This window comes from Pseudomonas sp. ok272 (assembly GCF_900109995.1).
Lineage (GTDB): Bacteria > Pseudomonadota > Gammaproteobacteria > Pseudomonadales > Pseudomonadaceae > Aquipseudomonas.
On sequence record NZ_FOCB01000010.1, the window covers coordinates 15973 to 29636 of the forward strand.

9 protein-coding genes and 2 pseudogenes are annotated in these 13664 nt (G+C 63.5%); 9 read left to right on the plus strand and 2 right to left on the minus strand.

Annotated elements, in window-relative coordinates; translation table 11 throughout:
- Positions 1–62 precede the first annotated feature (62 nt).
- Together BMW74_RS15360 and edd are read right to left on the minus strand one after the other, a co-directional pair.
- A complete protein-coding gene (locus BMW74_RS15360) occupies positions 63–1022 on the minus strand; it encodes a glucokinase (protein WP_093422518.1) in 960 nt (319 codons plus the stop codon).
- A complete protein-coding gene (gene edd, locus BMW74_RS15365) occupies positions 1019–2845 on the minus strand; it encodes a phosphogluconate dehydratase (protein ID WP_093422523.1) in 1827 nt (608 codons plus the stop codon). Before edd ends, BMW74_RS15360 begins: the two co-directional genes overlap by 4 nt.
- A 222-nt stretch (positions 2846–3067) precedes the next feature.
- Here edd and gap point away from each other — a divergent pair, with 222 nt between their 5' ends.
- The 9 genes and pseudogenes from gap (at position 3068) to BMW74_RS15405 (ending at position 13556) form a co-directional block, all read left to right on the plus strand.
- The gene (gene gap / locus BMW74_RS15370; RefSeq protein WP_093422528.1) at positions 3068–4069 is read left to right on the plus strand and encodes a type I glyceraldehyde-3-phosphate dehydrogenase; all 1002 of its coding nucleotides are present in this window, start codon (positions 3068–3070) and stop codon (positions 4067–4069) included.
- A gap of 130 nt (positions 4070–4199) precedes the next feature.
- Positions 4200–4718: an RNA polymerase sigma factor gene (locus BMW74_RS15375; protein ID WP_093422533.1), complete on the plus strand. Its 519-nt coding sequence runs from the start codon at positions 4200–4202 to the stop codon at positions 4716–4718.
- A 118-nt stretch (positions 4719–4836) separates the two neighbouring features.
- Complete coding sequence (locus BMW74_RS15380; RefSeq protein ID WP_093422538.1) at positions 4837–5808, plus strand: FecR family protein; 972 nt, start codon at positions 4837–4839, stop codon at positions 5806–5808.
- Positions 5809–5929: 121 nt separating this feature from the next.
- Positions 5930–8515 carry a TonB-dependent receptor gene (locus BMW74_RS15385; RefSeq protein WP_093422542.1) on the plus strand — a complete coding sequence of 862 codons (2586 nt, stop codon included), beginning with the start codon at positions 5930–5932 and terminating at the stop codon, positions 8513–8515.
- 122 nt (positions 8516–8637) lie between these two features.
- A complete protein-coding gene (locus BMW74_RS15390) occupies positions 8638–9246 on the plus strand; it encodes a biliverdin-producing heme oxygenase (protein ID WP_093422547.1) in 609 nt (202 codons plus the stop codon).
- A 152-nt stretch (positions 9247–9398) separates the two neighbouring features.
- On the plus strand, positions 9399–9794 hold the full coding sequence (locus tag BMW74_RS15395; protein ID WP_093422552.1) for a YbaN family protein: 396 nt from the start codon (positions 9399–9401) through the stop codon (positions 9792–9794).
- A gap of 498 nt (positions 9795–10292) precedes the next feature.
- Positions 10293–11252, plus strand: a pseudogene (locus tag BMW74_RS25725) (chemotaxis protein); the annotation flags it as partial.
- 372 nt (positions 11253–11624) lie between these two features.
- Positions 11625–12158, plus strand: a pseudogene (locus BMW74_RS25730) (methyl-accepting chemotaxis protein); the annotation flags it as partial.
- Between the two features lie 48 nt (positions 12159–12206).
- Positions 12207–13556, plus strand: coding sequence for a CoA transferase (locus BMW74_RS15405; RefSeq protein ID WP_093422555.1), 1350 nt, complete (start codon positions 12207–12209; stop codon positions 13554–13556).
- Positions 13557–13664: the final 108 nt, after the last annotated feature.

Genomic DNA, 13664 nt, shown 5'->3' on the forward strand with positions numbered 1-13664 from the left:
CACCGTGTATTCACTGGATGGACACCTTCGCGAGCAGGCTCGCTCCCACACTGAACGGCATTTCAGGTCGGGATTGATTGCTCCAACGCCACGCCCGCGCCGGTCAGCCCGGAGTATGGCGCCGTCACCAACCACACTGGAATGCCGGCGAAATACTCGCTCATACATCCCTTGTCGGCAAAGCAGCGGGCGAAGCCGCTTGCCAGGAACAACTCGGCGAACCGCGGAATCACGCCACCGACGATGTACACACCGCCGCGCGCGCCCGTGGTCAACACGTTATTGCCGGCTACGCGCCCCAGCCAGCAACAGAACTGCTCCAGCACCTCCAGGGCCACCGGGTCGCCCGCCAGCGCCGCGGCGGTGATCGCCTCCGGGGTATCGAGCACCGGCCGGTGCCCGTCCACCGCACAGATCGCCCGGTAGACCCGCGGCAATCCTGCCCCGCTAAGGGCAGTCTCGGCGCTGACGTGGCCCATCTCCGCGTGAAGGTGCTGCCACAGTTGGGTTTCTCGCGGGTGGCTCAGCGGCAGGTCGACATGCCCGCCCTCGCCCGGCAGTGCGGCCCAGCGGCCCTCGCCAAGATCGAGCAACGTGCCGACCCCCAAGCCGGTGCCGGGGCCCATCACCACCGCCGGGCACAGCGGCTGCGGCGTGCCTTCGCACACCACGCGGAACTCGCCCGGCTGCAGGCGGGTCATCCCCAGGGCCATGGCCGAGAAGTCGTTGACCAGCAGCAGCCGCTCGACCTGCAAGGCCTGGCAGAACGCCCGGCGACTGAGGCGCCAGTGATTGTTGGTGAAGCGAAACTCATCGCCGCTGACGGGGCCCGCCACCGACAGGCACACCGCACCGATGGCGCCGAGGGCCAGGCCTTGCGCCTTCAGATACACCGCAATGGCGTCTTCCGGGCAGGCAAAGTCAGCGGTCGCCAACACCTGGACCGACGCCAGTTGCTGGTCTTTCCACACGGCAAAACGGGCATTGGTGCCACCGATGTCACCGACCAGCGCTAACGTCACTTAAGGTTCTCCAGGGCCGAGGTAAAGGCGCTGGCGCCCTGCTCCGCCGAGCTGAAGGCCATGCGCATGAAACCGAACAGCTCGCGTCCGCAGCCAATGCCGTTGTCCAGCAGGCCCTTGGCCGGTTCGCGGGCGGCAAACGCATCGGCGTCCACCAGCAGTTGCAGGGTGCCGTTGACGCCATCGACGCGGATCATATCGCCCTCGCGCACGCGCGCCAAAGCACCGCCGACAAACGCCTCGGGGCTGACGTGGATGGCCGCCGGGATTTTCCCCGAAGCCCCGGACATGCGCCCGTCAGTCACCAGCGCCACCTTGAACCCGCGGTCCTGCAGCACGCCCAGGAACGGCGTCATCTTGTGCAACTCCGGCATGCCGTTGGAGCGCGGGCCCTGGAAGCGCATCACCGCGACAAAGTCCTTCTCCAGCAACCCGGCCTGGAAGGCATCGGCCAGGTCCTGCTGGTCCTGGAACACCATCGCCGGCGCCTCGACCACTTGATGCTCCGGCGCCACGGCCGAGACTTTCATCACCCCGCGTCCCAGGTTGCCTTCCATCACCCGCAGGCCGCCTTCGGGCGAGAAAGCGCGGGCCACCGGGCGCAGGATGTTTTCATCGAGGCTCGCGATCGGGCCTTCGTGCCAGACCAACCGGCCATCCTCCAGGAATGGTTCCTGGGTGTACCGGCTCAGGCCATGGCCGGCGACGGTGTTGACGTCCTCGTGGAGCAGCCCGGCGTCGAGCAGCTCGCGGATCAGGAACGACATGCCACCCGCCGCCTGGAAGTGGTTGATATCGGCCTTGCCGTTCGGATAGACGTGGCTCAGGGTCGGCACCACCTCGGAGAGGTCGGCCATGTCCTGCCAGGTCAGTTGGATCCCCGCTGCCATGGCGATAGCCGGCATGTGCAAGGTGTGGTTGGTCGAGCCGCCGGTGGCGTGCAGGGCCACGATCGAGTTGACCAGCGAGCGCTCGTCGACGATTTCGCCGATGGGCATGAAGCTACCGCTTTGCTTGGTCAGGCGCGTGATCTGGTGCGCCGCTTCGCGGGTCAAGGCGTCGCGCAGCGGGGTGTTGGGATTGACGAACGAGGCACCGGGCAAGTGCAGGCCCATGACTTCCATCAACAACTGGTTGGTGTTGGCGGTGCCGTAGAACGTGCAGGTGCCGGGGCTGTGGTAGGACTTCATCTCCGACTCCAGCAACTCTTCGCGGCTGGCCTTGCCCTCGGCGTAGCGCTGGCGCACGTCGGCCTTTTGCTTGTTGGAGATCCCCGAGACCATCGGCCCGCCCGGCACGAAGATCGTCGGCAGGTGACCGAAACGCAGCGCGCCCATCATCAGGCCCGGCACGATCTTGTCGCAAATGCCCAGCATCATCGCCGCGTCGAACATGTTGTGCGACAGCGCCACGGCGGTGGACATCGCGATCACCTCGCGGCTGGCAATGCCCAACTCCATGCCCGGCTCACCCTGGGTCACGCCATCGCACATGGCCGGCACGCCACCGGCGAACTGGCCGACCGAGCCGATCTCGCGCAACGCCTGCTTGATTTGCTCCGGGTAGGTCTCGTAGGGCTGATGCGCCGACAGCATGTCGTTATAGGACGAAACAATCGCCACGTTGGCGGCATTCATCATCCGCAGGCTTTGCTTGTCCTCGGTGCCGCATCCGGCCACGCCATGGGCAAAGTTGGCGCACTGCAACTTGCCACGCATCGGCCCGTCACTGGCGGCGCCGCGAATCAATGCAAGGTAGGCCTCACGGGTAGCGCGGCTACGGGTGACGAGCCGTTCGGTGACCTCAAGAACGCGGGGATGCATGTGTTGAACTCCAGGCTAACGGATGTGGCGACCTGTGCAGTCCATTCTGCTCAAGAGGCATCGACGCCAGTGGCGGCGGACGGGATTCTTGAGCATGCGGACCCGTTGAATCAGGCCACTCGTTGTAGATAGAACAAAATATTGCCATCAAAAAGGCTTGTTTTCTATTTTTTTGCGAATAATCTTGTAATTCCAACAACAAAATAGCGAAGGCGCTTTCAAATGACTCTACGAATCGCAATCAATGGTTTTGGCCGTATCGGCCGTAACGTCCTTCGCGCACTGTATACCCAAGGCTATCGTCAGGATCTGCAGATCGTTGCCATCAACGATCTGGGTGACAGCGCAATCAACGCTCACTTGCTCAAATACGACACCGTTCACGGCATGTTCGCCGCCGATGTCCAGCATGACCTGGAAAGCCTGACCGTCAATGGCGACCGTATTGCCGTCAGCGCCATTCGCAACCCCGCCGACCTGCCGTGGGCCGCGGAAAAAATCGACGTGGTGTTCGAATGCACCGGCCTGTTCACCGACCGGGCCAAGGCCGCCGCCCATATTAGCGCCGGCGCGCGCAAAGTAATCATCTCGGCCCCGGCCAAGGGCGCCGATGCCACGGTGGTGTACGGGGTCAACCACGACATCCTGCGCCCGTCGCACCAGATCATCTCCAACGCCTCGTGCACCACCAATTGCCTGGCCCCGGTGGCCCAGGTGCTGCACCGCGAACTGGGGATCGAAAGCGGCCTGATGACCACCATTCACGCCTACACCAACGACCAGAACCTGACGGACGTCTACCACAGTGATCCGTACCGCGCCCGTTCGGCCACCCAGAACATGATCCCGAGCAAGACCGGCGCCGCCGAGGCGGTGGGCCTGGTCCTGCCGGAACTGGCGGGCAAGTTGACCGGCATGGCCGTGCGCGTGCCGGTGATCAACGTGTCGCTGGTGGACTTGACCGTACAGCTCAAACGCGAAGCCAGCGCCGAGGACGTCAACGCCTTGCTCAAGGAAGCCAGCCGGCACTCCAAGGTGCTGGGCTACAACAGCCTGCCGCTGGTCTCCAGTGATTTCAACCACAACCCGCTGTCGGCGATTTTCGACGCCAATCACACCAAATCCACCGGCAAGTTGCTCAAAGTCCTCGCCTGGTACGACAACGAGTGGGGCTTCTCCAACCGCATGCTCGATAATTGCCTGGCCTTGTGTCACGCCGAATAAGACCGTGCCGCTGCAAACCCTCGTCCCGGCCTGTGCATCAGGCCGTGCACATCCCCTGCAATAACTAACACTTGACCTTCGATATGGATGATAAGCATTATCATTCGCTCGAAATGGATCAGGTTCTCTTGTGAGTCAATCTCGCTTCAATCACGTTTTCCTCGCGCAGCGCGTGTCGCTGCTGCGCACGCTGGAGCGGATGGTCAATAACCACAGCACCGCCGAGGACCTGCTGCAGGAAACCTACCTGCGCGTGACCCGGGCGCTGAGCGAGCGCGCCATCGACCACCTGGAACCCTTCGTCTTCCAGACCGCCCGCAACCTGGCGCTGGACCACCTGCGGGCACGGCGCATTCAATCCCGGACGATGCTTGAGGACGTGCCCCTGGACGTCCTGCAAAGTGTCGTCGCACCGCTCAGCAGCGCCGAGGACGCCGCCCACGCCGAACAAATGCTCGAGCGCTTGAACATCAGCCTCAATCAACTGACCCCGCGCCAACAGCAGATGTTCATCCTCAGCCGCTTGCACGGGCACAGCTACCTGGAAATTGCCGAACGACTCGACGTCTCCCTGAGCACCGTGCAAAAGGATTTGAAGCTGATCATGGCGATTTGTGTCGGTGTGGCCGATCGCCTCAACGGCAACTGAATGTCCAGGCATGGGTTTTACGCCACTGCGTCAGCACGCAGGCTTTGCTACCCTTGACCGGCGTTTGCACCATCCCCATTAAAAACCAGCCGCGCGCAGACGTGGCCGAGGAACACCCGTGACGGACAGCCCACACTCCCACCCGCCGGACCCGGCGCGGGACTCAACCCGCGCCAGTGCGATGGACCAGGCACTGGACTGGCTGATCGTGCTGGACAGTCCGAGCGAGGCGCAACGGCGTGAGTTCCAGGGGTGGCTGGCGGCCGACCCGCGTAACGTCGAGGCCTACACCAAGGCCCAGGCCATTTGGGACGGCCCGCACGTGGCGCAATGCGCACACTCGCTCGACACCCGCCAACGCAAACCCAACCTGGTCGCCCGCCTGCGCCCGCACTGGAAACCGCTGACCACTGCAGCCATCCTGGTCCTCGGCCTGCTCAGTTTCAGTAACCTGCCCATGCGCCTGCAGGCCGATCACCTGACAGTGGTCGGTGAGCGCCAGCGCTTGCAGTTGGAGGACGGCTCCAACGTCCTGCTCAACACCAACTCGGCGTTCTCCAGCACCATCAACGAGCAAAAGCGCGTGGCCCGCCTGTATCAAGGCGAGGCTTACTTCGAAGTCGCGGCCAATCGCGGCCAGCCAATGGAAATCGCCGCCGGCCCGGTGACCGCCAGCGTGCGCGACACCACGTTCGCCGTACGCTACCTGGACGGCATCGCCCAGGTCCGCGTACAGCGTGGCGCCGTCGATCTGCGCAGCACGCAAAACGATGCCCGCGTGCGCTTGAGCGCCGGCGAAAGCATCCGCATCGGCCCCAATGGCTTTGATCAGCCGGCGCGACTCGACCCGCTCACTGAGCTGGCGTGGGTCCAGGGACGCCTGGTGTTCGAGAACTGCCCGCTGAACCAGGTGCTGGCCGAATTGAGCCGCTACTACCCTGGCTGGATCATCAACAACAACCAGCAATTGGCCAACGTCGCCGTGACGGGCAACTACCGCCTCGATCGACCGCTGGACGTGGTCCGCTCGCTGGCCCACATCACCCGCGCCAAGGTCCAGGAGTTCCCGGCCCTGGTGATCCTGAACTGAATGAGAATTATTTTTACTCGGTAGTCACTTCCCGTACGTCTCGTTATAGTCAATGCAACTTATTCGCATCCTTGATGCCAATTTGCACCTATTCAGATTCGTGCGACACGGAGCGCTATCGATGTCCTCTCGCCTTACCCGCCGGTCCTCTTCACCTTCCGCCCGCGTGCAGAACTGCACGTTGTCCCTGCTGACGGTCGCCCTCCTGGTCGCCGGCGCGCACGCCGCACCCGTCCTGGCCGCCACCGCGACCCCGCAACCAAGCAGCATGGGCGATTACGCCTTTGCCATTGCCCAGCAGCCGCTGGTGTCGGCACTCAACGCCTTCACCGCTGTCACCGGCTGGCAGGTCGGCCTACCGGCAGAACTGGCGGAAGGCATCGCTTCACCCGGCGTGCACGGCGCCTTGAGCCCGGAAAAAGCCCTGGACCGCCTGCTGGCAGGGACCAACCTGAGCTACCGCAAGCTGGGCAACAACACCATCGTGCTGGAGAAGCGCACCGCGGCCGGCACCCTCGCCCTGCAACAGACCACCATCAGCGCCACCCGCCAAGAACAGAGCATCGACAGCGTCCCGGCCACCGTCACCGTGCACACCCGCGAAGAACTGGACCGCAACAACGTCAACACCATCAAGGAACTGGTGCGCTATGAGCCGGGCGTGTCGGTCGGCGGCACCGGCACCCGTGGTGGCATCAGCGGCTACAACATCCGCGGCATCGATGGCGACCGGATCCTGACCCAGGTCGACGGCGTCGAGATCCCCAACGGTTTCTTCAACGGTCCCTACGCCAAGAGCCAGCGCAACTACGTCGACCCGGAGATCATCAAGCGCGTGGAAATCCTCCGCGGCCCGGCGTCGGTGCTGTATGGCAGCAACGCCATCGGCGGCGCGGTCAGCTACTACACCCTCGACCCGGACGACATCATCAAGCCCGGCAAGGACGTCGGTGCCCGCCTCAAGACCGGCTACAGCTCCGCCGATGACAGCTGGCTGAAGTCCGCCACCGTCGCCGGCCGCACCGGTCAGTTCGATGGCTTGCTGCACTTCAGCCAGCGCGACGGCCACGAGACTGAATCCTACGGCCACAACAACGGCACCGGCCTCGACCGCACCGCCGCCAACCCGGAGGACGTACGCACCACCAACGTACTGGCCAAGGCCGGCTGGAACTACGCCGACGACGCCCGCCTGGCCCTGACCTACGAGAAGTACAAGGACGACCGCGACAGCGACCAGCAAAGCGTCGTCGGTGGGCCGTTCGACAAGGGCCAACCGTTGGGCATGTACCGCTGGCGGACCGGCAATGACACTGTCAGCCGCGAGCGCTTCGGCCTGCAAAACACCTTCGCCCTCGACTCCCGGTGGGTCGATAACGTCAAGTGGAGCCTGAACCACCAGATCGCCAAGACCCACCAGACCACCGTGGAAGACTACTTCCCGGTAGTCCGTCACGTGATTCGCTCGCGTGAAACCGTGTATGAAGAAAAACAGTGGGTATTCGACGCCCAATTGGACAAAGCCTTCGACATCGCGAACACCAGCCATGTGCTGACCTACGGCACCACCCTCAAGCAAGAAAAAGTCACCGGCTCGCGCAGCGGCAGTGGCACGTGCCTGGCGGTCGGTCGTGGGTGCAGCGCCATCGGCGCCATCAGCCCCGGCGACGTGCTGAAAAAGTCCAGCGACTTCCCGGACCCGACCATCAACACCTACAGCCTGTTCGCCCAGGACCAGATCAGCTGGAACAACTGGACCTTCCTGCCGGGCGTGCGCTACGACTACACCCAGCTCAAGCCGCACATCACCCAGGAGTTCCTCAACACCGTGAACCCCGACGGCAAGGGCACGGTCAGCAGCGAGAACAAGACCTGGCACCGTGTCTCGCCCAAGTTCGGCCTGACCTACGCCCTGACCGACAACTACACCTGGTACGGCCAATACGCCGAAGGTTTCCGCACCCCGACCGCCAAGGCGCTGTACGGTCGCTTCGAGAACACCAGCACCGGCTATCGCGTCGCGCCTAACCCCGACCTGGAACCGGAAAAGAGCCAGAGCTACGAAACCGGCCTGCGCGGCAACTTCGAGTCGGGTAACTTCGGCGTGGCGGTGTTCTATAACAAGTACCGCGACTTCATCAACGAAGACGCGATCAAACCTGGCTACGACGAGCTGACGTTCAAGAGCGAGAACATCAAGCACGCGACCATCAAGGGCGTGGAAGTCAAAGGTCGCCTGAACCTCGACCCTTTCGGCGCGCCACAGGGCCTCTACACCCAGGGCTCGATTGCCTATGCCTACGGTCGCAACAACGACACCGGCGAGCCACTCAACTCCGTCAATCCGATGACCGGCGTGTTTGGCCTGGGTTACGACCAGGACAACTACGGCGCCTTGCTGAGCTGGACCCTGGTACAGAAGAAAAACCGCGTCGACGACAGCACGTTCAAGTCGCCAGACGGCATCAATGCGCAGTTCAAGACCCCTGGCTACGGCGTACTTGATCTGTCCGGTTTCTACAAGGTCACCGACGACGTCACCGTCAGCGCCGGCCTCTACAACCTGGCCGACAAGAAGTACTGGCAGTGGGACAACGTGCGCGGTTTCGACGCCTCGGGGGAAGCCGCCGTGCTCGCCCCCGCCAACCTCGACCGCCTGACCAACCCTGGCCGCAACGCCTCGATCAACGTGGTCTGGGATATCTGATTACCTGCACCCCCAAGAAACCCTCGCTGCGATTTTATGAAGTCGCCGCGAGGATTTTTTACTGTGCCGCGTCTCCTTGTTCGTCTAGTTACCAAGCGCCTCTCATTCTCAAGGACATTTTCATGACCGCCGCCGACACCTCCCAACGCCCGAGCCTGCGCTCACAACGCCTGAACCAGATCACCCACGAGCCGCACGCCAAGCTCGACGCCTTGGTCAAAGCTCACTCGCCGTTCGAGACCCAAGTCAGCTTCGCCCGTTTTGTGGTGGCCCAGTACCTGTTCCAATCGGAACTGGTGTCGCTGTACAACGACCCAGCGCTGATCGCCATCGTCCCGGACCTGGCGGCACGCTGCCGTGCCGAAGCGGCCAAGGCCGACCTGAGCGACCTGGACACCGAAGTCCCGGCCCCGGTGGCAGGCGCGGTGAACCACCCCAGCAAGGCCGAGGCCCTGGGCTGGCTGTTCGTTTCCGAAGGCTCGAAACTCGGTGCGGCTTTCCTGATCAAGCGTGCTGTTGGCTTGGGCCTGAGCGACACCTTCGGTGCCCGTCACCTGGGCGAGCCTGAAGGCGGCCGAGCCGAAGGCTGGAAGCGCTTCGTCAAGACCCTCGATGGCCTGGCGTTCACGGCCGAGGAAGAAGCAGCTGCCGACAAAGGCGCAATCGACGCCTTCAACCGCTTCACCGTCTTGCTGGAACAGGCCTACGCCAGCGCGCCAGAACTGGCCTGAGTCCCCTGTGGGAGCGAGCCTGCTCGCGATAGCGACCGGTCAGTCAATGATGATGTTGGATCGACGACCGCCTTCGCGAGCAGGCTCGCTGCCACAGGATCAACGCAAGCCAGGTTCCTCCCACCCAACCGCGCAGCCATTTGCCAAGACCTATGTCCCGCCCCGCCTCTTCGAAAATCGCCCGCCTACTCTACGGCCTGCTGGCCTACGTCAGCCTGGGCATAGGCCTGATCGCCATTGTGGTGCCAGGGCTGCCCACCACCGAGTTCATCCTGCTGGCCGCCTGGGCTGCCACCAAGAGTTCGCCGCGCCTGAGTGCCTGGCTGGAAAACCATCGCCTGTTCGGACCGATCCTGAGCAACTGGCGCAACGGCAAGATCATCGCTCGCCGGGCGAAAGTCAGCGCCACCGCCAGCATGCTGCTGTGCGCCGGCCTGATGCTGGTGATGCTCGACCACGGCTGGCCGATCTACCTGGCCATCGCCGGCATGGGCCTGGGTAACCTGTGGATCTGGTCGAGACCGGAGTCCCTGGCCCAGGTTTCCTGAGGCAGAATGTTAAATTTATTCAACGAAAAATGAGCTTTAGCGGCGAAAACACCCACTGATTCTGCCGAAACATCCTCTATTCACGACAAATCGATGACCGCACATCGATTTTCCCTCATGCATCTCATCTGTAAGCCGATGTGTCAGACATGGCGCCGAATGGACTTGACGAGCAGGTCGATCAAGACCCATTGCCAACCGGTCATTCATTCGCGAGATCACTCCATGCTCGACTCTCTTTCCATCCGCCTCAAAATCGTGCTGTTGTCCGGACTGTGCCTACTGGGTGTGGTCGGGTTGATTGTCGGCATGAACCTCTACCAGACCAATCAAAACGACGAACTGGTCAGCGACTCCAGTAGCAAAATGCTCACCCGCAGCGTCGAGAACCTGCTCCAGGCCAAGGCCGCCGAGCAGGCCGTGCGGGTGCAGAAGACCTTCGGTGAAACCCTGGCGCTGGTGACCGCCCTGGCCGACCAGTTGAGCGACCTGCGCACCATGGCCGGCACACGCTCGCTGGACGCCGGCAGCTTGCGTGAAGAACTCAACCAGAGCCTGAAAACCACCTTCGAGCGCAATGGCGGGGTGCTGGGCATCTGGCTGGCCTACGAACCCAACGCCCTGGATGGCAAGGACAGCGAGTTCGTCAACGATGAAGCGCGGATGTCCAACGAAATCGGGCGCTTCGCCAGCTATTGGAGCCGCGCCACCGGCCCCGGGCTCAACAGCGTGATGATCGAAGAGGACATGACCAAGACCACCCTGAACCTCAGCGGCAAGGCCTATAACGTCTGGTACACCTGCTCGCGCGACAGCAAGCGCACCTGCCTGCTCGACCCGTACTCCGACATCGCCGACGGCAAGGAGATGCTGATGACCACCATCACTGTCCCGTTGCTGGTCGAGGGCAAGGCCATCGGTGTGGTCGGTGTCGACCTGGCGCTGGACTCCCTGCAAGCCGCCGCCCTCGACTCCCAGAGCGAACTGTTCAACGGCGCCGGGAACATGCTGATCGTCTCCGGCAGCGGCGTGATGGCGGCCTACAGCAACAACGCCAAACAAGTGGGCAAGAACATCACCCAGACCCTGGGCAATGACGGCAAGGACGTGCTGCAACTGCTCGGCGCCAATACCCCGAAGATCCTCAAGCAGGGCGATCTGATCCGCGCCGTGTTCCCGGTCAGCCCGATACCCGACACCCAGCCCTGGGGCGTGGTGATCGACCTGCCCCAGCAAGTGCTGCTGGCCGATGCGCTGAAACTGCAAGGGGTACTCGATGACATGCGCAACAGCGGCACGCTCAAGACCCTGCTGGTCGCCAGCGTGGCGGGCGTGATCGGGTTGTTGCTGATCTGGCTGACGGCCTCCGGCGTGACGCGCCCCATCAACAGCGTGGCCGCCATGCTCAAGGCGATTGCCAGCGGTGACGGTGACCTGACCCAACGCCTGAACTACACCAAGAAGGACGAACTGGGTGAGTTGGTGAGCTGGTTCAACCGCTTCCTCGACAAGCTGCAACCGACCATTGCCCAGATCAAACAGAGCATCATCGAGGCACGCGGCACCGCCGACCAGTCTTCGGAAATCGCTCGCCAGACCAGCGAAGGCATGCAAGTGCAGTTCCGCGAAATCGATCAGGTCGCCACCGCCTCCAACGAGATGAGTGCCACCGCCCATGACGTTGCCAACAGCGCCTCGAATGCCGCCAGCGCCGCCAAAGGTGCCGACCAGTCGGCCCGTGACGGCATGTCGATCATCGAGCGCAGCACCCGCGACATCAGCCAACTGGCCGAGGAAGTCAGCAAGGCCGTGACCGAAGTCGAAGCCTTGGCGGTCAACAGTGAACAGATCGGCTCGGTACTGGAAGTGATCCGTAGCATCGCCGAGCAAACCAACTTGCTGGCCCTCAACGCCGCCATCGAGGCGGCCCGGGCTGGCGAGAGCGGTCGCGGCTTCGCGGTGGTCGCCGATGAAGTGCGCAACCTGGCCAAGCGCACCCAGGATTCGGTGGAGGAAATCCGCCTGGTGATCGAGCGTATCCAGACCGGCACCCGTGATGTGGTCGCCACCATGCATTCGAGCCAGACCCAGGCGCACAACAACGCCGGACAGATCCAGCAGGCCGTGCAAGCTCTGGGCAAGATCAGCGAGGCGGTCACGGTCATCAGCGACATGAACCTGCAAATCGCCAGCGCCGCCGAGCAACAAAGCGCCGTGGCCGAAGAGGTCAACCGCAATGTCTCGGCGATCCGCAGCGTCACCGAAACCCTGACCGAACAGGCCACCGAATCGGCGCAGATCAGCAGCCAACTCAACTCACTGGCCAGCCAGCAGATGAAATTGATGGATCAGTTCCGGGTGTAAGTGCCTCGACCTCTTGTATCCTCAGGCCCTCTTACCGGAGGGCCTTCGATGACGGATCTACTCACGTCCATTCAAGCCGCGCTCGGCTTGCCAGCAACCGCCATCCCCTGCACCGGCGAAGGCGCCCTGCCCTCGGCGTTTGCCGTCACCGAACTGGCCTGCGCCAGTATCGGCGCCGCGGGTCAGGCGGTCAGTGAACTGCTGCGCCAACACACCGGCCGCTCGCCCGCCCTGGAAGTGGACCGGCGCCTCGCTTCGTTCTGGTTTGCCCGTTCAATCCGCCCTATCGGCTGGAACGTACCGCCGTTATGGGACCCGATTGCCGGTGACTACGCGACGAAAGACGGTTGGATCCGCCTGCACACCAACGCGCCCCACCACCGCGCGGCGACTGAAACCGTACTCGGCGCCTGCACTGACCGCATCGCGATGGCGGCCAAGGTCGGCCGATGGACCGCAAGCGAGTTGGAACACGCGGTCGTCGACGCCGGCGGTTGCGCTGCGCAAATGCGCACCTGGCCAGCCTGGCAATCCCACCCCCAAGGCCTGGCCGTCAACGCCGAACCGCTGGTTCACGTCCAGGCCCACCCTGGCGAGCGCCCCGGCACCTGGCAGGGTTCGATTGCCCAGCCACTGGCGGGGATCAAAGTGCTGGACCTGACCCGTGTGCTGGCGGGGCCGATTGCCAGTCGGTTTCTTGCCGGCGTCGGCGCGGATGTGTTGCGCATCGATCCGCCGCACTGGAACGAGCCGGGGGTGATCCCGGAGGTGACCCTGGGTAAACGCTGCGCCTGCCTGGACCTGCGCAACCCCGACGAGCGCCGGGTCTTCGAAAGCCTGCTCAAGGACGCCGACATTCTGCTGCACGGCTACCGCGCCGACGCCCTGGACCAACTTGGCTACGGCAGCGACGAACGACAGGCGCTGGCCCCTGGGCTGATTGACGTCAGCCTCAATGCCTATGGCTGGAACGGCCCCTGGCGCAACCGCCGGGGCTTCGACAGCCTGGTGCAGATGAGTTGCGGTATCGCCGACGCCGGCATGCGCTACACACACGCCGACAACCCCACCCCCCTGCCGGTCCAGGCACTGGACCACGCCACCGGTTACTTGATGGCGGCCAGTGCGATCAAGGCATTGACCGAGCGCCTGGCAACCGGACACGGCCGTTCGGCCCGCCTATCGCTGGCGCGCACCGCAAAACTGTTGATTGAGCATGGGCCCGGCACTCAAGCGCCGCTACGCGCCGAAGACACGGACGATCACGGCCTGCTGGTGGAGCAAACCGCCTGGGGACCGGCGCATCGACTACAGGTGCCGCTGAAGATTAGCGGCAGCCCACTGCAGTGGGCATTGCCGGCCACAGAACTGGGATCACATCGCCCGCAGTGGCGGTGACAGTATGGACACCTTCGCCGGCAAGCCGGTCTCACTCCCACAGGGGGCCAGGGCCAGGCACTGGTGTTGTGTCGCTGATAGACCTTGTGGGAGCGAGCCTGCTCGCGA

Excerpts from the sequence above, each read along its gene's own strand:
- edd (WP_093422523.1), bottom strand. The coding sequence starts at position 2,845 with ATGCATCCCCGCGTTCTTGAGGTCACCGAACGGCTCGTCACCCGTAGC.
- gap (WP_093422528.1), top strand. The coding sequence starts at position 3,068 with ATGACTCTACGAATCGCAATCAATGGTTTTGGCCGTATCGGCCGTAAC.
- BMW74_RS15385 (WP_093422542.1), top strand. The coding sequence starts at position 5,930 with ATGTCCTCTCGCCTTACCCGCCGGTCCTCTTCACCTTCCGCCCGCGTG.
- BMW74_RS15390 (WP_093422547.1), top strand. The coding sequence starts at position 8,638 with ATGACCGCCGCCGACACCTCCCAACGCCCGAGCCTGCGCTCACAACGC.
- BMW74_RS15395 (WP_093422552.1), top strand. The coding sequence starts at position 9,399 with ATGTCCCGCCCCGCCTCTTCGAAAATCGCCCGCCTACTCTACGGCCTG.
- BMW74_RS15405 (WP_093422555.1), top strand. The coding sequence starts at position 12,207 with ATGACGGATCTACTCACGTCCATTCAAGCCGCGCTCGGCTTGCCAGCA.